26 protein-coding genes are annotated in these 23,252 nt (G+C 59.8%); 8 read left to right on the top strand and 18 right to left on the bottom strand.

The features are described from left to right. Positions 1 to 52: 52 nt before the first annotated feature. From AQS8620_RS02000 to AQS8620_RS01985, 4 genes are all read left to right on the top strand, one after another. Positions 53 to 259: a twin transmembrane helix small protein gene (locus tag AQS8620_RS02000; RefSeq protein WP_085835135.1), complete on the top strand. Its 207-nt coding sequence runs from the start codon at positions 53 to 55 to the stop codon at positions 257 to 259. Positions 260 to 280: 21 nt separating this feature from the next. Further along, positions 281 to 853, top strand: coding sequence for a cob(I)yrinic acid a,c-diamide adenosyltransferase (locus AQS8620_RS01995; protein ID WP_085835134.1), 573 nt, complete (start codon positions 281 to 283; stop codon positions 851 to 853). Between the two features lie 151 nt (positions 854 to 1,004). Then, the gene (locus AQS8620_RS01990; RefSeq protein ID WP_085835133.1) at positions 1,005 to 1,763 is read left to right on the top strand and encodes an electron transfer flavoprotein subunit beta/FixA family protein; all 759 of its coding nucleotides are present in this window, start codon (positions 1,005 to 1,007) and stop codon (positions 1,761 to 1,763) included. After that, entirely contained in the window at positions 1,763 to 2,683 is a 921-nt protein-coding gene (locus AQS8620_RS01985; RefSeq protein ID WP_085835132.1) for an electron transfer flavoprotein subunit alpha/FixB family protein, read from the top strand. Before AQS8620_RS01990 ends, AQS8620_RS01985 begins: the two co-directional genes overlap by 1 nt. 97 nt (positions 2,684 to 2,780) lie before the next feature. On the opposite strand, the gene AQS8620_RS01980 is transcribed toward AQS8620_RS01985, so the two are convergent. Further along, positions 2,781 to 3,608 (bottom strand): DUF6473 family protein, encoded by an 828-nt coding sequence (locus AQS8620_RS01980; protein ID WP_085835131.1) that lies wholly within the window; start codon positions 3,606 to 3,608, stop codon positions 2,781 to 2,783. Positions 3,609 to 3,776: 168 nt separating this feature from the next. Here AQS8620_RS01980 and AQS8620_RS01975 point away from each other — a divergent pair, with 168 nt between their 5' ends. Next, complete coding sequence (locus AQS8620_RS01975; protein WP_085835130.1) at positions 3,777 to 4,652, top strand: 3-hydroxybutyryl-CoA dehydrogenase; 876 nt, start codon at positions 3,777 to 3,779, stop codon at positions 4,650 to 4,652. Positions 4,653 to 4,657: 5 nt separating this feature from the next. Here the strand turns inward: AQS8620_RS01975 and AQS8620_RS01970 are convergent, their stop codons facing one another. From AQS8620_RS01970 to AQS8620_RS01940, 7 genes are read right to left on the bottom strand one after another with little or no spacing between them, the layout of a single operon-like run. Further along, complete coding sequence (locus AQS8620_RS01970; RefSeq protein WP_085835129.1) at positions 4,658 to 5,536, bottom strand: lysophospholipid acyltransferase family protein; 879 nt, start codon at positions 5,534 to 5,536, stop codon at positions 4,658 to 4,660. Between the two features lie 45 nt (positions 5,537 to 5,581). Next, entirely contained in the window at positions 5,582 to 5,860 is a 279-nt protein-coding gene (locus tag AQS8620_RS01965; protein ID WP_085835128.1) for an HPr family phosphocarrier protein, read from the bottom strand. Positions 5,861 to 5,870: 10 nt separating this feature from the next. Then, on the bottom strand, positions 5,871 to 6,260 hold the full coding sequence (locus tag AQS8620_RS01960; protein WP_085835127.1) for a PTS sugar transporter subunit IIA: 390 nt from the start codon (positions 6,258 to 6,260) through the stop codon (positions 5,871 to 5,873). Next, entirely contained in the window at positions 6,257 to 7,174 is a 918-nt protein-coding gene (gene rapZ / locus AQS8620_RS01955; RefSeq protein ID WP_085835126.1) for an RNase adapter RapZ, read from the bottom strand. The genes AQS8620_RS01960 and rapZ overlap by 4 nt, the downstream gene beginning before the upstream one ends. Further along, positions 7,174 to 7,635 carry an HPr kinase/phosphorylase gene (locus AQS8620_RS01950; protein WP_085835125.1) on the bottom strand — a complete coding sequence of 154 codons (462 nt, stop codon included), beginning with the start codon at positions 7,633 to 7,635 and terminating at the stop codon, positions 7,174 to 7,176. Before AQS8620_RS01950 ends, rapZ begins: the two co-directional genes overlap by 1 nt. Continuing rightward, the gene (locus AQS8620_RS01945) at positions 7,635 to 9,353 is read right to left on the bottom strand and encodes a sensor histidine kinase (protein ID WP_085835124.1); all 1,719 of its coding nucleotides are present in this window, start codon (positions 9,351 to 9,353) and stop codon (positions 7,635 to 7,637) included. The genes AQS8620_RS01950 and AQS8620_RS01945 overlap by 1 nt, the downstream gene beginning before the upstream one ends. Continuing rightward, positions 9,353 to 10,054, bottom strand: a complete 702-nt coding sequence (locus tag AQS8620_RS01940) for a response regulator transcription factor (protein WP_085835123.1) — start codon at positions 10,052 to 10,054, stop codon at positions 9,353 to 9,355. Before AQS8620_RS01940 ends, AQS8620_RS01945 begins: the two co-directional genes overlap by 1 nt. A 358-nt stretch (positions 10,055 to 10,412) precedes the next feature. On the opposite strand from AQS8620_RS01940, the gene AQS8620_RS01935 reads away from it, so the two are divergent. From AQS8620_RS01935 to AQS8620_RS01925, 3 genes are all read left to right on the top strand, one after another. After that, complete coding sequence (locus tag AQS8620_RS01935) at positions 10,413 to 12,011, top strand: phosphoenolpyruvate carboxykinase (RefSeq protein ID WP_085835122.1); 1,599 nt, start codon at positions 10,413 to 10,415, stop codon at positions 12,009 to 12,011. A 244-nt stretch (positions 12,012 to 12,255) separates the two neighbouring features. Continuing rightward, positions 12,256 to 13,896: an acyl-CoA dehydrogenase family protein gene (locus AQS8620_RS01930; protein WP_085835121.1), complete on the top strand. Its 1,641-nt coding sequence runs from the start codon at positions 12,256 to 12,258 to the stop codon at positions 13,894 to 13,896. A gap of 154 nt (positions 13,897 to 14,050) precedes the next feature. After that, positions 14,051 to 15,061, top strand: coding sequence for an NAD-dependent epimerase/dehydratase family protein (locus tag AQS8620_RS01925; protein ID WP_085835120.1), 1,011 nt, complete (start codon positions 14,051 to 14,053; stop codon positions 15,059 to 15,061). Here the strand turns inward: AQS8620_RS01925 and recO are convergent. From recO to rpoZ, 10 genes are all read right to left on the bottom strand, one after another. Continuing rightward, positions 15,026 to 15,781: a DNA repair protein RecO gene (gene recO / locus AQS8620_RS01920; RefSeq protein WP_085835119.1), complete on the bottom strand. Its 756-nt coding sequence runs from the start codon at positions 15,779 to 15,781 to the stop codon at positions 15,026 to 15,028. The genes AQS8620_RS01925 and recO overlap by 36 nt on opposite strands. A gap of 66 nt (positions 15,782 to 15,847) precedes the next feature. Continuing rightward, positions 15,848 to 16,186: a DUF1491 family protein gene (locus AQS8620_RS01915; protein ID WP_085835118.1), complete on the bottom strand. Its 339-nt coding sequence runs from the start codon at positions 16,184 to 16,186 to the stop codon at positions 15,848 to 15,850. A 3-nt stretch (positions 16,187 to 16,189) separates the two neighbouring features. Continuing rightward, positions 16,190 to 17,110 carry a GTPase Era gene (gene era / locus AQS8620_RS01910; protein ID WP_085835117.1) on the bottom strand — a complete coding sequence of 307 codons (921 nt, stop codon included), beginning with the start codon at positions 17,108 to 17,110 and terminating at the stop codon, positions 16,190 to 16,192. Then, positions 17,103 to 17,792 carry a ribonuclease III gene (rnc, locus tag AQS8620_RS01905; protein ID WP_085835116.1) on the bottom strand — a complete coding sequence of 230 codons (690 nt, stop codon included), beginning with the start codon at positions 17,790 to 17,792 and terminating at the stop codon, positions 17,103 to 17,105. The genes era and rnc overlap by 8 nt, the downstream gene beginning before the upstream one ends. Then, the gene (lepB, locus tag AQS8620_RS01900) at positions 17,789 to 18,562 is read right to left on the bottom strand and encodes a signal peptidase I (RefSeq protein ID WP_085835115.1); all 774 of its coding nucleotides are present in this window, start codon (positions 18,560 to 18,562) and stop codon (positions 17,789 to 17,791) included. The genes rnc and lepB overlap by 4 nt, the downstream gene beginning before the upstream one ends. A gap of 67 nt (positions 18,563 to 18,629) precedes the next feature. Continuing rightward, positions 18,630 to 19,046 carry a holo-ACP synthase gene (acpS, locus tag AQS8620_RS01895; RefSeq protein WP_085835114.1) on the bottom strand — a complete coding sequence of 139 codons (417 nt, stop codon included), beginning with the start codon at positions 19,044 to 19,046 and terminating at the stop codon, positions 18,630 to 18,632. Further along, positions 19,043 to 19,813, bottom strand: a complete 771-nt coding sequence (locus tag AQS8620_RS01890) for a pyridoxine 5'-phosphate synthase (protein WP_085835359.1) — start codon at positions 19,811 to 19,813, stop codon at positions 19,043 to 19,045. Before AQS8620_RS01890 ends, acpS begins: the two co-directional genes overlap by 4 nt. 97 nt (positions 19,814 to 19,910) lie before the next feature. Further along, a complete protein-coding gene (locus tag AQS8620_RS01885; RefSeq protein WP_268805288.1) occupies positions 19,911 to 20,600 on the bottom strand; it encodes a DUF2062 domain-containing protein in 690 nt (229 codons plus the stop codon). 28 nt (positions 20,601 to 20,628) lie between these two features. Then, complete coding sequence (locus AQS8620_RS01880; RefSeq protein WP_085835112.1) at positions 20,629 to 22,746, bottom strand: RelA/SpoT family protein; 2,118 nt, start codon at positions 22,744 to 22,746, stop codon at positions 20,629 to 20,631. 125 nt (positions 22,747 to 22,871) lie between these two features. Continuing rightward, the gene (rpoZ, locus tag AQS8620_RS01875; RefSeq protein ID WP_085835111.1) at positions 22,872 to 23,225 is read right to left on the bottom strand and encodes a DNA-directed RNA polymerase subunit omega; all 354 of its coding nucleotides are present in this window, start codon (positions 23,223 to 23,225) and stop codon (positions 22,872 to 22,874) included. Positions 23,226 to 23,252 lie beyond the last annotated feature (27 nt).

Genomic DNA, 23,252 nt, shown 5'->3' with positions numbered 1-23,252 from the left:
TGGGCCTTTGGCCGAATCCGGCTATTTGAGAGCAAATTGCAAAGGACATCCCATGGCCAGCCAGTCGCTTTTCACCATCGTCATTCTTGGCGGCCTTGCCGTGCTTGTGATCCTTATGATCGGGCTGGGCAGCTTTGGCAAAGGCGGTGATTTCGACCGCAAGAATGCCAACCGGCTCATGCGCTACCGGGTCGGGGCGCAGGCCCTTGTGGTGCTGCTTATCGTGATCTTCATGGTCCTGCGCGGCAGCGGCAACTAAGCCAGAACTCAGGAGGCCCGCATGGTCGTTTTGAACAAAATCTACACCCGCACGGGCGATGCAGGTGACACCGCGCTTGGCAACGGCAATCGGGTGAAAAAATACGCCCCCCGCGTCGAAGCCTATGGAACCGTCGATGAAACCAACGCGACCGTCGGCCTTGCGCGCGTGCACAGTAGCGCCGACATGGACGCCGCTTTGGCGCGCATCCAGAATGATCTGTTCGATCTGGGGGCCGATTTGTGTCGCCCCGATCACGACAAGGATGCACAGGCCGACTATCCGCCGCTGCGCGTCACCGACACGCAGGTGGCACGGCTCGAGGCGGAAATCGACGCGCTCAACAGCGCGCTGTCGCCCCTGCGCAGCTTTATCCTGCCCGGCGGCAGCGCCCTCTCTGCGCAGTTGCACCTGTCACGCACCGTCGCACGGCGCGCCGAACGCCTCTGTGTGGAACTGGCCGCGCTTGAGCCTGTGAACCCCGCCGCTGTAAAATACCTAAACCGCCTGTCGGACTGGTTTTTTGTCGCGGCCCGTGCCGCCAATGACAATGGCGCGCAGGATGTTCTCTGGGTGCCCGGTGCGAACCGCTAGGTGCCACTTACGACCAATTGAGGGGTAAAACGTGGCGTCTCGCCCGCCTTTTTGCCGCTTTTATTCTGTTTTCTGCGGCCCTGACCCGTTAACAACATCACGAAGACCGTGACGCGTCCATTTTGGGGCCATCTGATAGGGAGATTTACGCATGAAGGTGCTCGTACCTGTGAAGCGCGTGATTGATTACAACGTGAAAGTCCGCGTGAAAGCGGATGGCAGCGGGGTCGATCTGGCGAACGTGAAAATGTCGATGAACCCCTTCGACGAAATCGCCGTCGAAGAGGCGATCCGCCTGAAGGAAAAAGGCGTGGCCGATGAGGTTGTCGTCGTCTCCATCGGGGTGAAACAGGCGCAGGACACCCTGCGCACCGCGCTTGCCATGGGCGCCGACCGCGCCATTCTGGTCGTCGCCGCCGAGGACATCCACGACGACATCGAGCCGCTCGCAGTCGCCAAGATCCTCAAGGCCGTGATCGACGAGGAGCAGCCCAAACTGGTCATCGCGGGCAAACAGGCCATCGACAACGACATGAATGCGACCGGCCAGATGCTGGCAGCCCTTCTGGGCTGGGGGCAGGCGACCTTTGCCTCCGAAGTGGCGATCGAGGGCGACACTGTCACCGTCACCCGCGAAGTCGATGGCGGTCTGCAAACGATCGCTGTGGGCCTGCCGGCGATCATCACCGCCGACCTGCGCCTCAACGAGCCGCGCTATGCCTCTTTGCCCAACATCATGAAGGCCAAGAAGAAACCGCTCGACACCAAAACCGCCGCCGATCTGGGCGTCGATGTGACGCCCCGCCTCACGGTGGTCAGCACGGCTGAGCCGGCAGGGCGCTCGGCGGGCATCAAAGTCGGCTCCGTGGACGAACTTGTCGCGAAACTCAAAGAAGGAGGGCTTGTGTGATGGCCGTACTTTTGCTTGCTGAAGTTTCCGCCGGAGAGCTGGCGCTGGACGCCACCGCCAAGGCTGCGACCGCCGCTGCCAAGCTGGGCGATGTGACCATTCTGGTCGCGGGCCCCAAAGCCGCCGCCGATGTTGCCGCCACGATTTCCGGCGTTGCCAAAGTGCTGGTCGCTGAGGATGCCGCCTATGCCAACGGTTTGGCGGAAAACCTTGCCGACCTCGTCGTTTCGCTGGCGGGCGACTACAGCCACATCGTCGCCCCCGCGACCGCTTCCGCAAAAAACGTGCTGCCGCGTGTGGCGGCATTGCTGGACGTGATGGTGATCTCCGATGCCTCCGGCGTCGTGGACGGCGACACCTTCGAACGCCCCGTCTACGCGGGCAACGCGGTGCAGACCGTCAAATCCTCGGATGCGACCAAGGTCATCACCTTCCGCACCTCGACCTTCGACGCTGCCGCCTGTTCGGGCAGCGCGCCGGTTGAAGCCGCCACCGCCACCGCCGACAGCGGGCTGTCGTCTTTCGTCGCGGATAAAGTCGCCGAAAGCGACCGCCCCGAACTGACCTCGGCCAAAGTGGTCGTGTCCGGCGGGCGCGGTGTGGGGTCGGAGGAAAACTTTGCCCTGATCGAAAAGCTCGCCGACAAACTTGGTGCGGCTGTGGGCGCTTCGCGCGCGGCTGTTGACAGCGGCTTTGCCCCCAACGACTGGCAGGTGGGCCAGACCGGCAAGGTCGTCGCCCCCGAGCTTTACATCGCCGTCGGGATTTCCGGCGCGATCCAGCACCTTGCGGGGATGAAAGACAGCAAAGTCATCGTGGCGATCAACAAGGACGAAGAGGCGCCGATCTTCCAGGTGGCCGATTTTGGTCTTGTGGCCGACCTGTTCGAGGCCCTGCCCGAACTGACCGACAAGCTGTAAAACCAGCCATCCAAAGCGACAAAGGCCCGCCATCACTGGTGGGCCTTTTTTGGTGGCCCGTGTTGAGCGGGCCGTTTTCGTGTTTCGGGCCGTCGGCTCAGATCAGCTTTTTGATGGCATGCGCCAGCTTGTCAGCGACCTCACGGTGGACCACCTGCCCGAGCATCTCCTGTGCCGCAGGCGCATCGAGGTCCGCATAGATCAATTCCTTATAGCCCGCCTCGATCATCTTCTGGGTCGCGACCACTTCGACAATGTCTTTCACATGCGGGCGCAGCGCATCCAGCATCTCGCGGTTCACAAACACCGGATCGCTCCCAATCGCTTGGGTTGCCTCAAAATCATCAGGCGAATGGTCCGACAGCCACAGCAAGATGACACGGCCCTGGATTTTGGTCAGCATGGATTTCATCCGCGCAATCCACGCATCGCGCAGCTCCTGGCGCACCATCAAAAACTTTTCTTCCGAGTTTTTTTCAAGCGTCCCCAGCAGGTGCCGCGTAAAGTTGAAATCCGTGAAATCAATGTCACGGTAGATGGTCTGCAACAGGGTCGACGAGCGCAAAAACCGGTCATTGCGGCGCGGATGCACGGCATAAAAGCGGTTCGACATGTTGTGTGCGCCCGAGATCTGGATCACCGTCACTTCGGCTTTGGTACAGATGTCGGCAATGCTTTGATCATTGATGAACACATCCGTGCCCGCGTTCACACAGCCCAGATTAACCACCGTTTGATCGATCTGATCGTCGACGAGATCCGGAAATGGCGCCTGCGTGAATTTGCCATAGGTCTCTGTCCCGCCGATCATCGCGACATAGGGCGCAGTCAGCGCCTTGGCCGGACCGCGAAACAGGATCTTGGATTTGCCATAGCGGCACGGAACGTAGTTCAGGGCACTGTCGCCCGAGTTTTGAAAAGCCATAATATCCACCCACTGGATTCGATTTCACCCACAGGCAGATTCGCAGATAGGTGTTTCCAAATGGCTAAACGGTGCATTCATTGAAAATTCGAACGGTCTTTCGCCCTTGAACACCGCTTCGAACGGGGCGTAAGGTTTACAAAACTCGGGGCCTAGGAGCGCATAAGCATGACAATCGAACAGGTGGGAATCGTCGGCGCTGGACAGATGGGCAACGGAATTGCCCATGTTTTCGCCCTCGCAGGCTACGATGTGCTGCTGAATGACATCAGCCAGGAGTCCCTTGACAAGGGCATCGCGGTGATCACCAAAAACCTTGCCCGCCAAGTGTCGCGCGACAAGATCAGCCAAGAGGACATGGATGCCGCGCTAGGGCGCGTGTCCACCACATTGACCTTGGCCGATCTGGGCCAGACCGATCTGGTGATCGAGGCTGCGACCGAACGCGAGGCGGTGAAGAATGCCATTTTCGAAGACCTTCTGCCCCACCTCAAGCCAACCACGATCCTGACCTCGAACACGTCGTCGATTTCGATCACACGGCTCGCTTCGCGCACGGATCGCCCGGAAAAATTCATGGGGTTTCATTTCATGAACCCCGTTCCCATCATGCAACTCGTTGAACTTATTCGCGGAATTGCGACGGACGAACCGACCTACAAAGCGCTTGTCGAGGTGGTCGAACGCCTTGGCAAAACCTCGGCCAGTGCCGAAGATTTCCCCGCCTTCATCGTGAACCGCATTCTGATGCCGATGATCAACGAAGCGGTTTACACCCTGTACGAGGGGGTCGGCTCGGTCAAATCCATCGACGAGTCGATGAAACTGGGGGCGAACCATCCGATGGGGCCCTTGGAACTGGCCGATTTCATCGGTCTCGACACCTGTCTTGCGATTATGAACGTGCTGCACGACGGTCTGGCGGATACGAAATACCGCCCCTGCCCGCTGCTCACAAAATATGTCGAGGCCGGCTGGCTTGGCCGCAAAACCAAGCGCGGGTTCTACGACTACCGCGGGGAAACGCCGGTGCCGACCCGCTAGCGACCTTAGGCCTTGGAAGATGCGCCGAGCGCCAAAGTGTGCTCGCGCAACCAAGCCATGAAACCGCGCGGATCGGAGGACCAGCGTTCAAGCTCGGCCTTTTCGATGGGCGCACCGATGATCGGCGCTTGCGGTTTACCGAGACTTTTCACGATTTCATGCAACAAAAGGCCCTGACGGATCGTCGCTGAGACCTTGTCTGCAATCTGGTACAGCCGCGTGTTGCGCCCCGGGAAAAAGATCGGCACTACCGTCGCGCCGGATTTCAGGATCATTTTCGCGGTGAACGGGTTCCACTGCTTTTCAACGACATCACCAAAAGCGGTTGCGCTTGATGCCACTGCGCCCGCGGGAAACAGGATGATCACGCCGCCGTCCTTGAGGTGCGCCATGGCTTTGTTGCGCATTTCGATGCTCAAGCGGTGGCTGTTTTCCTCATGCGGAAAGGGCACCGGCAGCATGAATTCTTCGATTTCCTTGACCCCTGTCAGCAGCGAGCGGGTCAGGATTTTGTAATCGGTGCGCACGCGCCCGATCAATTCGGCCATGACCATCCCGTCCACCAAACCATGCGGGTGATTGGCCACCACGACGAGCGGGCCTGTGGGCGGAATATGGGCCACTTGGTCCGCGCAGGTCTGCAGGTCGATTTCCATGACATCGAGCGCCTGCGCCCAAAACGCTTGCCCGTGCTTTGCCCCCATGCGCTCGAAGCGGCGGATCCGGTACAAGAGCGGCAGCTTTCCGGTCAGCCATTCCAGCGTACGGATCACGAAAACCTTGTAGGGGTTGGTGAACGTCGTGGCATAGGACAGCTTGCGCTTGTCATAGGGCTGGACGCTGTTCGGGGAGCTATCCCCTTGGGTTTCGGACAATTCTGTCACGACCGTGCTTTCTGTGGTTAGCAAAGGCCTCGGTGGGAAACATGCCTACATGTCCTCGCCAAAGCGGTCCTTTACGAGTGTCTCGATCGCCTGCGCCAGTTCTTCCGCCTTGGGCCCCGAGGTCTTCACGTCGATAAACGTGCCCTTGGAGGCCGCTAGCATCAACAGGCCCATGATGCTATCGCCGGAGGCCGAATTGCCCGCCCGCGACACATCCGCCTCGGCATCAAAAGATTCGACCAGCTCGACAAGTTTGGCCGAAGCCCGCGCGTGCAGGCCTTTCACATTCACGATTTCTAGGCGCCGCGCGCAGGGGTCGGTCATAGTGTACTCTTTACCCACTCACATCAAAGCTGTCGATGTATTTGCGCCCCGCCGTCAGCGCGGATGACACCGCATCCGCGACCGATTTGTTGCGCGATTTCGCCAGTTTTATCAACATCGGAAGATTGGCACCATAGATGATACGGCGATCGCTCTGGTGACACGCCAGCAGCGACAGGTTCGACGGCGAGCCGCCGAACATATCCGTGACCACGACCACACCATCGCCGCCATCGACATCGTCGGCAGCGCCACAAATTTCGGCCTGTTTGGCCCCGCGATCATGGTTCGGCTCAATCGAGATGGCGGCAATACCATCTTGTCTGCCGACCACATGTTCGACAGCAGCGAGGTATTCCTTCGCCAGACCACCATGGGCGACGATCACAATCCCGATCACGCGTCCAACCCCGACTTGGCAGGCATCTCCCGACGCCTGCGCTCAATTTCCCTGTGCCTTATAGACACCTGCCATCCATTCTCTGCAAGGGCTTTGGACAGGAATTCCGCCACGGAAACGGAGCGATGCTGCCCGCCCGTACAGCCGAATCCAATCGAAAAATGCCGCTTGCCCTCATCGGTATACGCCGGAAGCAGCATCAGCGACAGATCAAGGACGCGCATAAAAAACGCCTCAAAGCGCGGATCTGCGCGCACATAGGCACGCACCGCAGCGTCCTGCCCGTTGAGGTCGCGCAACCGCGCCTCCCAATAGGGGTTTTGCAAGAACCGCACGTCAAAAACCATATCGACACCGCGTGGAAGCCCGCGTTTATAAGAAAACGAATGCACAGACACCGCAAGCCCTGCATCCGTGTCGGTCGAGAACCACCGATCAATGTCAGCACGCAAATCGTGGGGGGTCATTTCCGAGGTATCAATCAGAATATCGGCCCGCGCGCGGATCGGGGTCAGCAGGTCAAATTCGCGCCCGATCCCTTCCATCACATTCTCGGCGGGGGCCAGGGGGTGGCGGCGACGCGTTTCGGAATACCGGCGCTGCAGCACATCCGCAGAGCAATCCAGATAGAGCACCTCGACGCGATGCACCGGATTGGCAATCAGACCGTCAATCACCTCAATCACCGCATTGGTCGAAAAATCACGGTTGCGCACATCCAGGCCAAGCACCAGCGAGCGATCCAGCGGCGCCTCCAGCAAGCGCGGTAGCAGCGACAGCGGCAGGTTGTCGATCACCTCGTAACCGATATCTTCAAGCACGCGCACAGCCGTCGAGCGCCCCGCACCGGAGGGGCCGGTCACAAGGATCAGGCGGTGGCCGCCCTGTCCGGTTGTGCGATCCTCGACAGTCATTATGCGAAACGATCCTCCTTGAGGAATTGTAGCAGTGCAGCGTTAAAATGCGGTGTGCGGCTGCGATGGGCAAGAGGCAGTTTGCACCCGCAGCATTCAAAAAACCGCATTTCTGGCAAGCGCGCCGTTTCGATGTGATCAAGATCGACGACCAACCGCAGTTGCGTCTGCGGCAAAACCTGCGCCCGCAGCAGGCCGAGCTCTCGTGCTTCGATGACACCCCGCAGGTCGGGGTTGGCCAGAGAGGGATAGCGCGCGATCACGCCCTGCGCGCCGCGCGACAACTGCGTGCGATCATCCGACACCAGCGTCAGGCCCATCGCCATCAGTTCCAAAGCGAGGCCCGATTTTCCGCTGCCGGATTGACCGATCAGCAAAAGGCCGCGATCTGCGTCAAGCGCGACGCAGGTCGCATGCCGAACCTCGGTTTCGCCCGCCGATGCCACCGCCGCGGCTGGCATTATTCGACCGGCAGGCCGACAACAAAGCGCGCACCCAGCGGGTCGGATGTGATATCCGCATCTGTCGGGCGGATATTTTCCGCCCAGATCACGCCGCCATGTGCTTCCACAATCTGCTTTGAAATGGCCAAACCAAGGCCGGAGTTATTGCCAAACTGCCCCTCGGGACGTTCGGAATAGAACCGCTTGAACACTTTGGTCAGCGCCTGCTCGGGAATGCCCGGCCCTGTGTCTTCGACCACGATCAACACCCGGTTTTCACGCTTGCGCACCCAGACGCGGATAGCATCGCCATCTTCGCAAAAGGAAATTGCATTGGTGATCAGATTGACAAAAACCTGTGCCAGACGTGCTTCCAGACCGGAAATCACGATGGGCTGCGCCGGCAGATCCGAGATGAATTCGACCCCGCGCGCCTGCGCATCCTGTCCCAGATAGGTGATCAGGTTTCCAAGCGTGCTTAGAAGGTTGAAGCTTTCTTCTTCCTCTTTGACCAATTCGCTATCCAGCCGCGAGGCATTGGAAATATCGCTGACCAAGCGGTCAAGACGGCGCACGTCATGGTCGATGACATCCAGAAGCTTTTCCCGCTGCTCCTCTTTTTTCACAAAGCGCAGCGAGCCCACTGCAGAGCGCAGGGACGCAAGCGGATTCTTGATTTCATGGGCGACATCCGCGGCAAATTGTTCGTTCGCGTCGATACGATCATAGAGCGCCGTCACCATCCCGCGCAGCGCGCCCGACAAGCGCCCGATTTCATCGGGGCGTCCGGTAAGATCGGGAATGCGCACCCGACCCGGCGCCACCTTGCGGCTGTTTTTGTCCCGTCCGATTTCTGCCGCGGCCGCCAGATCCGCAAGAGGGTTGGCAATGGTCGACGCCAGAACAAGGCTCAACCCGATCGAAACGATGATCGCGATGACAAACATTTGCAGGACCTGTTCGCGTTCGACGCGGACCAAATCGTTGATCTCGCCCGCAGCGGACACCAGGCCGACAACCCCGATGGTTTGCTCGCCAGCATCCAAGGTCACCGGCGCGGCCACGGCAAAGACCGTATCGCCCCGCGCGTTTTGCGCCGTGTTCACGTGGATTTCATTCCCGAGCGCCTGCGTGACCAAAGGGGCAAGCTGCACATCATCCGGCGCGAGAGGTTCGTCCTGTTCCGACTGCCGTCCAAAGGTGATAAATTCCCAAGCCATGTTGAGAAAATCGGTGATGAGGGTTGTCTTTTGCGCCTCGGCAGGTCCGACGACCGGCGCAGAGACCAATCGCTCGGTGCCCTGCGTCGTGCCGATCATCGCGCCCTGCATGTCGTACACATAGACATGTTCGCGCTGGGGCAGTTCGAGAACCGCGATCATCGGCGCGACTTCCGCAGCCGTCAGAAGCTGGTCCTGACCTGCCGCAACCTCCAACATATCCGCGATCAATGTCGCCTCGGTCACCATGGCGGCTTCGCGCTGGCTCACAAGGCTGTCGCGGAACGGATTGAGGTAGAGGACCCCCGCGACCATCAAGATGATCGCCATCAAGTTGAAGGTGATGATCTTGCGCGCCAGCGGCGAGCGGTTGATCGCCACGACACGGCGCTTTTCACGCGTTTCGCGCAGATCGCTATCGGCGGTCTGCGGCGCAACCCAATCCTCTCCAAGGACGACATCTGCATCCTTGGAGCGTTTCGGGGATGTCCTGTCGAAATGCGAAGTCAGGGTCATTATTCCTCGTTGTAGCGGTAGCCGATCCCATAAAGGGTTTCGATTGCGGAAAATTCGGTATCGGCAGTGCGCATTTTCTTGCGCAGGCGTTTGATATGGCTGTCGATCGTGCGGTCATCGACATAGACCTGATCGTCGTAGGCCACATCCATCAGCTGGTCGCGCGATTTCACAAAGCCGGGGCGTTGCGCGAGCGCTTGCAGCAGCAAGAATTCCGTCACGGTGAGGGACACGTCATTGCCCTTCCACGTCACGGCGTGGCGCAAGGGGTCCATGCTCAACTCGCCGCGCACCAGCACTTTGGTCTCTTCGGTTTCGGCAACCTCAACGCCGTCAAGCGCCTCCTGCCGGCGCAAAAGCGCCCGGATACGTTCCACCAACAGCCGCTGCGAGAACGGTTTTTTCACGTAATCGTCGGCGCCCATCCGCAAGCCGAGCACCTCGTCGATTTCGTCATCCTTGGAGGTGAGGAAAATCACCGGCATGTTGGTTTTCTGACGCACACGCTGCAACAGATCCATACCATCCATGCGTGGCATTTTGATATCAAAGACCGCCATATCGGGAAGGCGTTTGTTAAACGCATCCAACGCCGACTGGCCATCATTGTAAGTTTCAACCTCGAAGCCTTCGGCCTCAAGGGTCATGGACACGGACGTCAGGATATTCCTGTCGTCATCAACCAAGGCGATCCGCGACATAACCGGGCTCCTTTTACTGCTCTGCCTAGAATTATTTTTTCGGCCATATTCGGTTTTTCACCGGATCAAAGCAAGCGAAACCGCGAATCACTTGCCATGACTTCATCCATGACACCCGAAAATCGGTAATTAATGGCTAATTTACCTCACCTCTGCCTCCCCCCTCTCACTCGCACGACAGATGATTGCGCTAAACTTTGACTGGTTGCGCTAACGTTGCGCAAGCGCGCTGTTCACGTTTGAAATCCTCATGTTATAGGCAGTGCAAGCGACCTGCTTGCGGGGCGCTGCGCGGACGGCCCTTCGCGCGAACATAACTTAATACAGACGCCGCCCGCGCGGCGAGGGAGCTTGCACAATGACAACCGGACGCGTGAACCCGGCATTTCGCCTGGACGATCAAGGCATCACGGGGCTTGGCAATGTCTATTATAACCTTCTTGAGCCCGGCCTGATCGAAGAGGCGCTCAAGCGCTCCGAAGGGACGCTTGGCGAAGGCGGCACCATGCTTGTGACCACCGGCAAACACACCGGTCGCTCGCCCAAAGACAAATTCGTCGTGCGCACGCCGAGCGTCGAAAACAGCATCTGGTGGGAAAACAACGCCCCCATGACCCCCGACGCCTTCGATGCGCTCTACGGCGATATGATCGCGCATATGAAGGGGCGCGACTATTTCGTGCAGGACCTGTTTGGCGGCGCGGATGCCGCCCACCGTCTTGACGTGCGGGTCGTGACCGAGCTTGCGTGGCACTCGCTGTTCATCCGCACCATGTTGCGTCGTCCCGGCTTGAAAGAACTGGATGACTTCACCGCAGATTTCACCATCATCAACTGCCCGACCTTCAAAGCGGACCCTCAAAAGCACGGGTGCCGTTCCGAGACCGTGATCGCGCTGAATTTCGAGAAAAAGCTGATCCTGATCGGCGGCACCGAATACGCGGGCGAGAACAAAAAATCGGTCTTCACCCTGCTCAACTACATCCTGCCGGGCAAAGGCGTGATGGCGATGCACTGTTCTGCCAACCATGCGCCCAACAACCCCGTCGATACCGCGATTTTCTTTGGCCTGTCGGGCACCGGGAAAACAACCCTCTCGGCCGATCCGAGCCGCATTTTGATCGGTGACGACGAACATGGCTGGTCCGAGCGCGGCACCTTCAACTTCGAAGGCGGCTGCTACGCCAAGACGATCAACCTGTCGGCAGAAGCAGAACCGGAAATCTACGAAACCACCAAGAAATTCGGCACCGTCATCGAGAATATGGTGTTCGACGAGCACACCAAATCGCTTGATTTCGAAGACAATTCGATCACCGACAACATGCGCTGCGCCTACCCGCTGGAGTATATTTCCAACGCGTCGGCCACAGCACTTGGCGGCCACCCCAAGCATATTATCATGCTGACGTGCGATGCTTTCGGCGTCTTGCCGCCGATCGCGCGGCTGACACCGGCGCAGGCAATGTATCATTTCCTGTCCGGCTTCACCTCCAAGACACCGGGCACCGAAATCGGTGTGGTCGAGCCGATCCCGACCTTTTCCACCTGCTTTGGCGCGCCCTTCATGCCGCGCCGCCCCGAAGAATACGGCAAGCTTTTGCAGGAAAAAATCGGTAAACACGGCGCCACCTGCTGGCTGGTGAACACCGGCTGGACCGGCGGCGCTTATGGCACCGGTTCGCGCATGCCGATCAAGGCAACCCGTGCCTTGCTCTCGGCGGCCCTCGACGGGTCCCTCGCCGAAGTGGAATTCCGCAAGGATGCGAATTTCGGCTTTGAAGTGCCGGTGTCCGTCGCGGGCGTGGCCGATGTGCTGCTCGACCCGCGCCGCACGTGGACCGACAAGGACGCCTATGATGCACAGGCAGAAAAACTGGTTGCGATGTTCGCAGATAACTTCGAGCAATATGTGCCCTACATCGACGACGAAGTGAAAGCCGTCGCCATCGGCTAAGGCGATGAAAACGTAAAGACATTCAAGGCGCACCTCTTTTGGGTGCGCCTTTTTTTGCCGTTTGAATGCGCCCGCGTTGAAATCCAAAAAGTCATTAAAGTACACCAAAGTACAATTTGTTGAATTATAATTGCGCTGCGCCTGCAAAGTGAGTAGACAGGGGACAACAAACCTGCGGGAGATTCCTAGGGAGCCACGCCTGCCCTTCGCGACGAACCTGCCCTCGTGACAGATTGGACCCACCATGACCGACGCCATGCTGCCTGACCTGCTGAAAGTGACCCGCGACAGCCTTCCGGCCCTGCGCGCGCTCTTGGCCGATGCCTCTGCAACGCTCAAGGACCGCTTTACCCAGGATGGCCGCTTGAGCGCAGCCGCCATGGAGGCCGATCAACCCGCAGCCCACGGGTTGGCGTGGTTGGCGACCTATGTCGAAGCTTTGGCGCAGATGCAGGATTGGGCAGAGCGGCTCGACGCCGCAGGAAAATTCGGCCCGATGGAAGCCCTCCTTCACCAGATCGCCTTTGGCGAATATCTGGCGCAAATCTTTGGCGGCATCCCGATGAACCAGGGCGAGATCATTCGGCTCGCCGATCTGGGCATTCGGGCAACGCCCGATCAAAGCGCACAAACCCTGATTGCCAAAGGCAACACCACCGCCGCACGCGGGGCTCTCGTGGGTCTGATGCAGGACAACGCGGGGCATGCAACCTTCGGCACCTCCGGTCTGGACGATGAATTGGAAATGGTGCGCGAGCAATTTCGCCGCTTCGCCGATGACCGCGTCGCGCCCTTTGCCCATGACTGGCACCTCAAAGACGAGTTGATCCCGATGGATATCGTCGAAGAGCTGGCCGAACTCGGGGTCTTTGGCCTGACCATTCCGGAGGAATTCGGTGGTTTCGGCTTTCCCAAAGCGGCGATGGTGGTTGTGTCGGAGGAACTGTCGCGCGGCTACATCGGGGTCGGCTCGCTTGGCACCCGCTCCGAAATCGCCGCAGAACTGATCCTGTGCGGCGGCACCCAGGCCCAAAAACAGCACTGGCTTCCCAAGCTTTCAAGCGGGGAAATCCTGCCCACCGCCGTGTTCACCGAACCCAACACCGGCTCTGATCTGGGCGCGTTGCGTACCCGCGCGGTGAAAGACGGTGACAGCTACACGGTAACGGGCAACAAAACATGGATCACCCATGCCGCACGCACCCATATGATGACGCTCCTTGCCCGCACGGACCCCACGACCAGCGATTACAAAGGCCTGTCGATGTTCCTCGCGCAAAAGACGCCCGGGACCGACGCGGACCCCTTTCCCACTGAGGGCATGACCGGCGGCGAAATCGAGGTGCTGGGCTATCGCGGCATGAAGGAATACGAACTGGGCTTTGACGGCTTCAAGGTAAAGGCAGAAAACCTGCTGGGCGGTGTCGAAGGGCAAGGGTTCAAGCAACTCATGCAGACCTTCGAGAGCGCGCGCATCCAGACCGCTGCGCGCGCGATCGGTGTGGCCCAGAACGCGCTTGAGGTCGGCATGCAATACGCCCAGGACCGCAAGCAATTCGGCAAAGCCTTGATCGACTTTCCGCGTGTCTTTGGCAAATTGGCGATGATGGCGGTCGAAATCATGATCGCCCGCCAACTCACCTATTTCTCCGCCCACCAAAAGGACCAAGACAAGCGGTGCGACCTCGAGGCAGGGATGGCAAAACTGCTCGGCGCGCGCGTGGCATGGGCGGCGGCGGATAACGCGCTGCAAATCCACGGCGGCAACGGATTTGCACTCGAATATCAAATCAGCCGCATCCTCTGCGACGCCCGCATCCTCAACATCTTTGAAGGTGCAGGGGAAATACAAGCACAGGTTATTGCACGGCGCCTCCTTGGCTGACACGGGCAGGATCTGTCTGGGGGACAGATCCTTTCCCCTGCACGGGGAAATACAAGCACAGGTTATCGCAAGGCGCCTCCTTGGATAGCCCACTTGTTTAAATCCTGTCGCCCGCCATATTGACCAAGAGAAACAAACGGCAGGAGGCGTCCCGATGGCTCAAGGCACCATTCTTTTGACTGGCATCACCGGCTTCATCGCCAAACGCATCGCGCTGGACCTCTTGCGCGCAGGCTACACGGTGCGCGGCTCCCTTCGCTCGCAAAAGCGCGAAAGCGAGGTGCGCGATACGCTGGCCAGACATCTCACCGACGCAAAAGCGCTGGATCGCCTCAGCTTTGTCGAACTTGACCTCATGCAGGATCGGGGCTGGGACACTGCCATGTCCGGCGTGGATGCGGTCATCCACACCGCGTCTCCCTTCCCGCTGGGCCAGCCCAAGGATGAAAGCGACATCATCCGACCTGCCGTCGATGGCACCCTGCGCGCCCTGAAAGCGGCACAAGCGGCAGGGGTAAGGCGCGTTGTCCTGACGGCGTCGATGGAATCCGTGATGCACGGCGTCCTCTCCGACCCCATCACCGAAGCCGATTTTTCCGACCCCGAGGCAGACACCTGCTCGGCCTATACCCGCTCGAAAATCTTTGCCGAACGCGCGGCATGGGACTTCCTGCGCGCGCACCCCGACATGCAACTCACCGTGATCAATCCCGGTCTGGTCTGCGGCACGCCGATGGATTCCCACACAGGGTCTTCTGTGAATGTGATCAAACGTTTTTTCAACGGCAAGGACCCGATGGTGCCCGACATGGTGTTGCCAATTGTCGATATCGACGATGTCGCCCTGATGCATGTGCGCGCCCTCTCCACGCCGGCGAGCATCGGCAAACGCTATATCGCCTGCGACAGTTTCGCGCCCATCCCGACGCTCACCCGCGCGCTCAAGGCCGAATTCCCCGAACGGCGCATCCCCACGCGCGTCGCGCCAGACTGGATGATCAAACTTCTGGCCCTCATCGACCCGCAGATCAAGCTGGTGGTGAAATGGCTCGGCTGGACCCCAACCCTAAGCCACGCCGCCGCCACGCGCGATCTGGGTGTCACCTTCACCCCTGCCGATACAGCGGTGCTAAAAACCGCCCGCTTCCTCGCCCGACGGCCCTGATCCCTTGCGCGTGATGCGGTCCAGAAACCGGTCACGCGCGGCGGGCATCGGCTTGTCGCCCAATTCCCCCGCCAGTCGCGCGATGAAATGTCCGGTGGTTTTCAAGCCCCGCGCAATGTCGATGTAATCGAGCGGCGCTTGGCCAAGCAAACACTGCGGCAACGGCAACAGCTTATCCGCCCAGTCGCCCGCACCTCTGCGACTGACCGCACGCCCCGTGCGCGGGCTGACAAAGGCCAGATCATCGCGCGATCCGGTCACCGCACAGCGCGACAGATCCAACCCATAGCCCATTTCCTCCAGCAAGGCCGTTTCCCAGTTCAGATAGGACAAGGGCCAATGGGCATCCCGCCCCAACCGGTCCAGAACCTTCTGCGTATCGACATAAAGATAACTATGCGCTTCGCGTTCGGGCAAAAGCTGGGTCAAAAGCGCGGTCATCGAGGTCAGCGCGGCAAGCGCCAGCGGATCCTCCAGAACCTGCGCCCGCGAGCGCAGCGGCTCCACCGAAAAATGCCCCAAATGGTCTTCAAGCCGCGCCTTCCACACCAGCGCCACCTGCGCGCCGGGCTGGATGTGGGGCGCCATCTTGCGCGACACACCGCCGCGCAAAATACCGGTGCAACGCCCACGGGTCTGGGTGAAAACTTCCAGCAAAACAGACGTTTCGCCATGCTTTCGCACCGATAGAACGACACCCTCATCGCGCCATTCGATCATGCGGACCTCCTGCAGGCTTCTTTCGGACAAAAATACCCGATTTCCACCATACCCACCAGCACCACGTTACTCTGACAGACCTGCCTCATCCAAAAGCGTGCGCCCCGCGCGATCCTCGATCTCGATGACCCAAAGGTCAGGATCAAATCCGCGTTGGCGCGCGATCGCATCGTCCACCTCACGCTCGGCACCAACGGCCAATTCAACCCACGCGCGCTTGCCTGCCATCATATCATACTGTCGCGAAAAAGCCCGCGCCCGTCCGTCCAACGTGTTCACCTTGACCAAAACCGCCCCCGCCGTATCATCACCGCGCTTGAGGACATAGACCGCAATATCAGCCAGTCGCAGCCGCGTCAGATAGGCAGAAACCCAGATACCCGCCGCAAGCCGTGCCTCGGGCATGGCTCAGTCTCCGTCGTTGAAATCAAGGCCCATCTCGCCGTAGCGATCCCGTTCCTCAAGCCAGTTGGGGCGCACTTTTACTTGCAGGAACAAATGGATGCGACGATCCAGGAACTTTTCCAGCTCCTCGCGGGACGCACGGCCCACGGCCTTGATCGTCTCGCCTTTCTTGCCCAGCAAAATCCCCTTGTGGCCATCGCGGGCCACGTAGACGATCTGGTCGATCCGCGCAGAACCATCCGCGCGCTCTTCCCATTTCTCGGTCTCTACGGTCAACTGGTATGGCAGTTCCTCATGCAGGCGCAGGGTCAGTTTCTCGCGCGTCATTTCTGCCGCGATCATGCGCAGCGGCAAATCGGCAATCTGATCCTCGGGATAAAGCCACGGCCCCTCGGGCAATTTCCCTGCCAGCCAGTCGCGCAGGTCTTCAACACCGCGCCCCTTTTCCGCCGAGATCAAAAAGGTCTCGGTGAAAGCATAGCGGTCGTTCATTTTCTTGGTCAGCGCCAGCAGGCTTTCCGCCGGCACACGGTCGATCTTGTTGATCGCCAAAGCGATGGGTGCCGGACCACTGCGCTCTTCGAGAGCAGTCAGGATCGCCTCGACACCTTCGGTAAGACCGCGATGCGCCTCAATCAACAGCACAACCACATCCGCATCCGCCGCCCCGCCCCAGGCCGCCGAGACCATCGCACGGTCCAAACGGCGTTTGGGTCGGAAAATCCCCGGCGTATCGACAAAAACGATCTGCGAGGCGCCGGCCAGTGCGACGCCGCGAATGCGCGCACGCGTGGTTTGCACCTTATGGGTGACGATGGACACTTTCGCGCCAACCATCCGGTTCAAAAGCGTGGATTTACCGGCGTTCGGTTCGCCGATCAGGGCGACAAAGCCCGCGCGGGTGTCTTGCTGTGTGTCAGTCATCTTCGGCCTCCAGCCGTTGCAGCAAGGCCTTTGCGGCTGCCTGTTCCGCCTGCCGTTTGGCAGGTGCGGTCGCACGTTCGGCCTCGCCGCTTTGCAGGCGGGCCTCGATGGTGAAAACGGGGGCGTGATCGGGACCGCTGCGGGCCACCTCGACGTAGCGGGGGGGCTGTTGGCGACGCGCCTGCGCCCATTCCTGCAACGCCGTTTTGGGGTCGCGCGCGTCATCTTCGACCTGGTCAATCCGTGCGGCCCAAAGCCTGCGCACGAGGCTGCGCGCAGCATCGAACCCGCCGTCACGGTAGACGGCGGCAATCACCGCTTCCATGGCATCGGCCAACAGCGCTTCCTTGCGCCGCCCGCCCGACATCATTTCCGAGCGCCCCAGTTTCAGCACATCGCCCAAACCGACCTCGCGCGCGACATCCGCGCAGGTCTCCTTGCGCACCAGCGCGTTAAACCGCGGCGCAAGCTGCCCTTCGGAGGCGGCCTTATCCGCTTCGAACAAGGCTTCGGCCATCACAAGACCCAGCACCCGATCCCCGAGGAATTCGAGGCGTTGGTTGTCGGGGCGCATCGGCGCGGAAATCGAGCTATGCGTCAAAGCGCGCAGCAAGATTTCGGGATGCGCAAACTGATGCCCCAGACGCTGTTCAAACGCCGTTATGTCCGCACTGACCTTCACTCGATTGCCTTGAAGAAACGGTCGGCGCGCCACGTCCAGAAATACAAAAGCGAGCGGCCGGCAGAGGAAAACACGATACGATCCGCACGGCCCAGCAAATACTCCGCCGGCACAAAACCAACCCCGATCGGGCGCTCGATCCGGCTGTCGGCGGAGTTGTCGCGATTGTCGCCCATGAAGAAATACTGGCCTTCAGGCACGGTGTAGACGCCGGTGTTATCGACCGATGTGTCGCGAATATTGAGAACCGAATGGGTCACACCACCGGGCAGCGTTTCGAGGAATTTTTCCTTGATGCACTCGCCACCCTCGGCAACCGGCGCATTGGCGCAGGCGGGATAGCCGCCCTGCGGACCTTGCTTTTCGTAGGTTTCCACAAAGAGGCCGTCGGGCACTTGCACGGCTTCTTCACCGTTGATGAAGACCACACCATTTTGAACCTGCACCTTGTCGCCGGGAAGGCCGATCAGGCGCTTGATGAAATCGCGCCCCTGCGTGGGGTGACGAAAGACCACCACATCCCCGCGCTCGGGATCAGAGGACAGAATGCGTCCGTCGATGGGGCAAATGCCGAAGGGGCAGGAATATTTCGAATAGCCATAGGCCATCTTGTTCACGAACAGAAAGTCACCGACCAGCAACGTATCCTTCATGGACGAGGAGGGAATCCAGAACGGCTGGAAAAAGAGGGTGCGAAAGACACCTGCAATCAAGAGCGCATAGACCACTGTCTTAACGGTCTCGAGGAGGCCCTCTTTTTTATCACTCATCTGGATCGTCCTGAAATTGAAATGGTTGCAGGCTACATGCTTAGGCCACGCGCCGGAGTCAAGCAATTCACGGGTTTGCGTTGCGTTCGAGCGGGCGCGCTTCGATCACAACAAAGGCCTGCGCCCAAGGGTGATCGTCGGTCAGCGTGACATGAATCACCGCCGAGTGCCCCGCAGGTGTCATCGCCGCCAGACGCTCTGCCGCCCAGCCTGTGACCTGCATCACGGGTTGGCCGGTGGGCAGGTTGGTTACCGACATGTCCTTCCAGGCGATTCCCATTGCCAGGCCGGTCCCAAGCGCCTTCGAGCAGGCCTCTTTCGCGGCCCAGCGTTTGGCATAGGTGCCTGCGACATCGGCGCGACTTTCAGCTTTGGCTTGTTCGATATCGGTAAAAACCCGGTTTTTAAACCGGTCCCCGAACCGCGCAAGCGTTCCTGAAATCCGCTCGATATTCGCCAGATCGGAACCGATCCCAAGGATCATGTCACCGCACCGCGCGCTTCATCCATGCAGCGGCGCATTTCGCGGATACTGCCCTCAAGCCCGAGGAACAGTGCCTCACCAACAAGAAAATGGCCGATGTTCAGCTCGACGATCTGCGGGATTTTGGCAATCGGTCCAACGGTGTCAAAGGTCAGCCCATGCCCTGCATGCACCTCAAGCCCGAGAGAGGCCGCATAGGCTGCCCCCGCGCGCAGAGCCGCCAGTTCGGCGTCACGCTGCGCAAATTTTCCCTCGGCGTGGAGGTCGCAATACAACCCCGTGTGAAGCTCGACCACCGCCGCGCCAATCTGCGCAGAGGCGTCGATCTGGGCACGATCATGGCCGATGAACATCGACACGCGGCTACCGGCGGCGCGCAACGGCGCGATAAATTCGGCCAGATGCGCCGCGTCTCCCGCCACGTCCAGCCCGCCTTCGGTTGTCCGCTCTTGCCGCTTTTCCGGCACCAGACACACCGCATGTGGTTGAATGCGCAGCGCAATCGCCTGCATTTCGGCCGTCGCAGCCATCTCGAAATTCAGCGGTGCCACCAGCCCCGCCTTCAACGCGTCGATATCGCTGTCGCGGATGTGGCGACGGTCTTCGCGCAAATGCGCGGTGATGCCATCCACTCCCGCCGCCTCGGCCAGTTTCGCCGCGCGCAAAGGGTCGGGATAGGCCGAACCGCGCGCGTTACGCACCGTCGCCACATGGTCGATATTCAGCCCCAGCCGCAGCGGGGACAGGCGTGATGAGGTCGCTGACATCGGCTCGTCCTTGGTCACAAAATCCATCGTCGTTGCGCCGCAAGATAAGCCCCGGACCGCACAAGCAAAAGAGCAAAGCCGCACTACGGCTGCGGCGTTATGGCCTATCTTCGGGCGCTGGTTTCACGACACCCTCCTCGGCGCGTTTGGCGGCGAGTTTTTTCGCCCCTGCCTTGCGCGCCAGCTCGTCAATCTTTGCCTTCAACTTGCCGCGCCGCCGCTGCTGATACGCGCGGATCACGGGCAGGGTAAGCGCATAGGCGATGGTGGCAAACAACAATCCGGGCAAGATCCCACCAATCAAATAAGGATAGAATACATCCGAGAAGAAGCGCTCAAGCCCCTGAAAATTAGCGTCCGTGTCGGTGAAAAGCGCGAAAACATTGCGCCACAGATCTTCGGCTGCGTCGAAAAACAACTCGGCCACCGACCGATCAATGCCCGGATGCATATGACGCCCCAACAGCAAATGCCCCGTCTTGAGCGAGATCACCGCGATCGGCACATAGGTCACCGGATTGCCCACAAAGGTCGCCAGCAAAGCGGCCAAAACATTGGCGCGCATGATCTTGGCCAAAAAATAGGCGACGAAAAAATGCAGCCCGAACAAGGGAGTAAAGACGCTCAAGACGCCGCAGAACACACCGCGCGCGATTTTTTCAGGGGTATCAGGGAGACGGTTCAGCCGATGGCGCATGTATTGCACCGTCCGCCCCCAGCCCCGTCGGGGCCAAACGAAACGACCCAACGTCTGGAGCGGCGTCAGCTTTTGCCTGCGTTTGAACACGCCAGTCTCCCGCCCCGCAGGGCTTAGTTTAGGGCTTGCGATCGAGGTTGCGATAGCGCCGCACGCGCGCGACATCACTTTCCGCCTCAAGCGCGAGCATCACCGCATGCAGATGCTCAACGTCCCGCAGGTCAACGTCAACGATTAACCGGAAGAAATCCGGTTTACGGTCCACAAAACTCAGGTCCGAAATATTCGCCCGTTGCTCGCCGATCAAGGTGCAAATACGCCCCAAAACCCCCGCATCGTTGGAAATCGTCAGATCGAGGCTGACCGTATTCACCGCGCCGTGGCGCCCCGAATGCCAGCGCAAATCCACCCAGCGGTCGGTTTGATCTTCGACTTCCTCAAGCGCGGGACAGTCAATCGCGTGGATGATAACCCCTTGACCCCGATAGCTAATACCAACAATTCGCTCGCCGGGAACCGGCTGGCAGCATTTCGCCCGCTTGAGTTCCTGGTCTTCGGACAACCCCACAACGGCGCGCTCGGCCGACACTTCGTCGCCCGTCTGGACCAGTTCGGGATAGACCGCCTGCACGACCGAACGCGCCGCCAGTTCCGCCGAACCAAGGCGGGCCAACAGTTCTTCCGAAGAGCCCAGCAGCATCTGTTTGGCAGCCGTTTGCAGCACTTTGTCGTTCACGCGTTTTCCGACGTGATTGAACGCGACCCGCGCCAGTTCACGTCCCAATTTGATAAAGCGCTCGCGGTCTTCCTCGCGCAATTTCTTGCGGATTGCGGCCTTGGCCCGACCGGTCACCACAATGTCGATCCATGTGGCCTGCGGACGCTGGCCCTCGGCGGTCAGAATTTCCACCGCCTGGCCATTTTTAAGCCGCGTCCAAAGAGGCACGCGAATGCCGTCGACCTTCGCGCCGACACAGCTATCGCCGATCCGCGTGTGGATGCCATAGGCGTAGTCCAGCGGCGTTGCGCCCTTGGGCAGTTTGACCACCTCGCCCTTGGGGGTAAAGCAAAACACCTGATCGGAATACATTTCGAGCTTTACATGCTCGAGGAATTCGCTGTGATCCTCGGCTGTCTCGAACCGTTCGGTCAGCTGTTTGAGCCATTTCGCCGGATCAACCGCAAAGGGGTTTTTGGCGCGCACGCCGTCGCGGTAGGACCAATGCGCCGCAACGCCCGCTTCGGCGACTTCGTGCATCTGGCGCGTGCGGATCTGCACCTCGACCCGTTTGCCATCGCGCCCCGACACCGTAGTGTGGATCGAGCGATAGCCGTTGGTTTTGGGTTGGCTGATGTAATCCTTGAACCGCGTCGGCACCGCGCGCCAGCGCTGGTGGACCACCCCAAGAACCCGATAGCAATCCCCCTCGGACCCCGTGATGATCCGAAAGCCGTAAATATCGGAGAGGCGGGAAAAACTTTGCTGTTTTTCCTCCATCTTACGCCAGATCGAATAGGGCTTTTTCGCGCGACCGAACACATCGGCCTCGATGCCCTCTTTTTCCAGTTCGGCGCGGATGTCATGGGTGATCTTGTGGATCACATCGCCGGTTTCGCGTTGCAACATCACAAAGCGGCGGATGATCGAATTGCGCGCCTCGGGGTTGATGACGCGGAAACTGAGGTCTTCCAGTTCCTCGCGCATCCACTGCATCCCCATCCGCCCCGCCAGCGGCGCGAAAATATCCATCGTCTCGCGCGCTTTTTGCATCTGCTTTTCGGGACGCATGGATTTGATCGTGCGCATGTTGTGCAGACGGTCGGCAAGTTTGACCAGAATGACCCGCAAATCCTTCGACATTGCCATGAACAGCTTGCGGAAATTTTCCGCCTGCTTGGTCTCGGAGGAGGACAGTTGCAGATTGGTCAGCTTGGTGACCCCATCCACCAGCTCAGCCACTTCGGTGCCGAACAGGCGCGCAACCTCGGAATAGGTGGATTTCGTGTCCTCGATCGTGTCGTGCAGCAGCGCGGTGATGATCGTTGCATCGTCCAGCTGCTGCTCGGTCAGGATGGCAGCGACAGCGACAGGATGGGTGAAATAGGGCTCGCCGGATTTGCGAAACTGGCCTTCGTGCATCTCGCGCCCGTAGGCGTAAGCGGACCGGATCATGGCCTCATTGGTGCGCGGATTGTAGTTGCGGACCAGAGCGATCAGGTCTTCGACGTCGATCATTCGCTCCGCGAGCTCCTTGGCGGGCAGATCGGGCCAAGGGCTGTTTCAACGAACAGGCAAAGCCCCGATTGCAAAACTGACTGAAAATGCGGGCCGATGACACACCGACCCGCATCCGAATTCTCTTACTGCTGGCCTTGCGCTTCCATCAGCGCGCGGAGCAGTTTTTCTTCGGACATATCGTCCTCGACGGGCTTGTCCGCCTCGGCGCCCATGAGCAAAGCCATGGAATCTTCCTCGGGCTCGTCGACCTCGATCTGGGTCTGGTGGCTTTCGATCATGCGTTCGCGCAGATCGCTTGCCGACTGGGTTTCCTCGGCGATTTCACGCAGGGAAACGACAGGGTTCTTATCGTTGTCGCGGTCGACCGTAATCGCACCACCAGCGGCGATTTCGCGCGCGCGATGGGCGGCGAGCATCACCAACTCAAAGCGGTTCGGGACCTTGTCAACGCAATCTTCAACCGTCACGCGGGCCATGGGAACTCCAATACTTGTCTCGGGCAG

This window comes from Aquimixticola soesokkakensis (genome assembly GCF_900172375.1).
Taxonomy (GTDB): domain Bacteria; phylum Pseudomonadota; class Alphaproteobacteria; order Rhodobacterales; family Rhodobacteraceae; genus Aquimixticola; species Aquimixticola soesokkakensis.
Note: the sequence above shows the minus strand (reverse complement) of the source record. Positions and strands in the feature narration are given on the sequence as shown.

Excerpts from the sequence above, each read along its gene's own strand:
- AQS8620_RS01950 (WP_085835125.1), bottom strand. The coding sequence starts at position 7,635 with ATGCCAGCCGCGGCGGTGGCATCGGCGGGCGAAACCGAGGTTCGGCAT.
- AQS8620_RS01940 (WP_085835123.1), bottom strand. The coding sequence starts at position 10,054 with ATGTCGCGGATCGCCTTGGTTGATGACGACAGGAATATCCTGACGTCC.
- AQS8620_RS01890 (WP_085835359.1), bottom strand. The coding sequence starts at position 19,813 with ATGTCAGCGACCTCATCACGCCTGTCCCCGCTGCGGCTGGGGCTGAAT.
- rpoZ (WP_085835111.1), bottom strand. The coding sequence starts at position 23,225 with ATGGCCCGCGTGACGGTTGAAGATTGCGTTGACAAGGTCCCGAACCGC.
- recO (WP_085835119.1), bottom strand. The coding sequence starts at position 15,781 with ATGATCGAATGGCGCGATGAGGGTGTCGTTCTATCGGTGCGAAAGCAT.
- lepB (WP_085835115.1), bottom strand. The coding sequence starts at position 18,562 with ATGAGTGATAAAAAAGAGGGCCTCCTCGAGACCGTTAAGACAGTGGTC.
- AQS8620_RS01930 (WP_085835121.1), top strand. The coding sequence starts at position 12,256 with ATGACCGACGCCATGCTGCCTGACCTGCTGAAAGTGACCCGCGACAGC.
- AQS8620_RS02000 (WP_085835135.1), top strand. The coding sequence starts at position 53 with ATGGCCAGCCAGTCGCTTTTCACCATCGTCATTCTTGGCGGCCTTGCC.
- AQS8620_RS01975 (WP_085835130.1), top strand. The coding sequence starts at position 3,777 with ATGACAATCGAACAGGTGGGAATCGTCGGCGCTGGACAGATGGGCAAC.
- acpS (WP_085835114.1), bottom strand. The coding sequence starts at position 19,046 with ATGATCCTTGGGATCGGTTCCGATCTGGCGAATATCGAGCGGATTTCA.
- rapZ (WP_085835126.1), bottom strand. The coding sequence starts at position 7,174 with ATGACTGTCGAGGATCGCACAACCGGACAGGGCGGCCACCGCCTGATC.
- AQS8620_RS01965 (WP_085835128.1), bottom strand. The coding sequence starts at position 5,860 with ATGACCGACCCCTGCGCGCGGCGCCTAGAAATCGTGAATGTGAAAGGC.
- era (WP_085835117.1), bottom strand. The coding sequence starts at position 17,110 with ATGACTGACACACAGCAAGACACCCGCGCGGGCTTTGTCGCCCTGATC.
- AQS8620_RS01915 (WP_085835118.1), bottom strand. The coding sequence starts at position 16,186 with ATGCCCGAGGCACGGCTTGCGGCGGGTATCTGGGTTTCTGCCTATCTG.
- AQS8620_RS01985 (WP_085835132.1), top strand. The coding sequence starts at position 1,763 with ATGGCCGTACTTTTGCTTGCTGAAGTTTCCGCCGGAGAGCTGGCGCTG.
- AQS8620_RS01935 (WP_085835122.1), top strand. The coding sequence starts at position 10,413 with ATGACAACCGGACGCGTGAACCCGGCATTTCGCCTGGACGATCAAGGC.
- AQS8620_RS01880 (WP_085835112.1), bottom strand. The coding sequence starts at position 22,746 with ATGATCGACGTCGAAGACCTGATCGCTCTGGTCCGCAACTACAATCCG.
- AQS8620_RS01980 (WP_085835131.1), bottom strand. The coding sequence starts at position 3,608 with ATGGCTTTTCAAAACTCGGGCGACAGTGCCCTGAACTACGTTCCGTGC.
- AQS8620_RS01995 (WP_085835134.1), top strand. The coding sequence starts at position 281 with ATGGTCGTTTTGAACAAAATCTACACCCGCACGGGCGATGCAGGTGAC.
- AQS8620_RS01925 (WP_085835120.1), top strand. The coding sequence starts at position 14,051 with ATGGCTCAAGGCACCATTCTTTTGACTGGCATCACCGGCTTCATCGCC.
- AQS8620_RS01990 (WP_085835133.1), top strand. The coding sequence starts at position 1,005 with ATGAAGGTGCTCGTACCTGTGAAGCGCGTGATTGATTACAACGTGAAA.
- AQS8620_RS01945 (WP_085835124.1), bottom strand. The coding sequence starts at position 9,353 with ATGACCCTGACTTCGCATTTCGACAGGACATCCCCGAAACGCTCCAAG.